We start from the raw sequence: 591 nt of genomic DNA, 5'->3' as shown, positions 1-591 counted from the left end.
ATCAAATACGCCGCCAGCCTCTGCAAGTTTTTCCCGAAGAGCTGTCAAGGCAGGACCGGACAATGCCTGCAGCGCGTTGTCCTTGCGGTCCCCTCCCTCATCCTTTGACACACACCACCTGCTTGAGCGTGTAGACCACCTCCACCAGGTCGCTCTGCGCCAGCATCACGGCGTCGATGTCCTTGTAGGCCATGGGGATCTCGTCGATGACGTCGGCGTCCTTGCGGCATTCCACGCCCTCTGTGGCCTTGATCTGGTCGTCCACCGTGAACAGCTTCTTGGCCTGGGTACGGCTCATGGTGCGGCCCGCCCCGTGGCTGCAGCTCATGAAGCTGTCCGGGTTGCCCTTGCCGCGCACGATGAAACTCCTGGCGCCCATGCTGCCGGGAATGATCCCGAGCTCTCCCGCCCTGGCGCTCACGGCGCCCTTTCGGGTCACAAACACCTCCTGCCCAAAGTGCGTTTCCTTCTGCACATAGTTGTGGTGGCAGTTCACCGCCTCCAGGTGCGTCTCAAACGGCTTGCTGATCACCTTGCGCAGCGCGCCTATGGCCGCCTGCATCATCACCTCGCGGTTCAGGCGCGCGAACT

General features: G+C 62.4%; 1 protein-coding gene. It reads right to left on the bottom strand.

The window, feature by feature from the left end; translation table 11 throughout:
• Window positions 1-97: 97 nt before the first annotated feature.
• Window positions 98-591, bottom strand: a 494-nt coding sequence (locus AC1D0Z_RS23785; protein ID WP_477660571.1) for an RtcB family protein, incomplete at its 5' end; no start/stop codon positions are given.

The organism is Polaromonas sp. P1_E3 (assembly GCF_056405935.1).
This window is presented reverse-complemented; position numbering and strand designations above follow the sequence as displayed.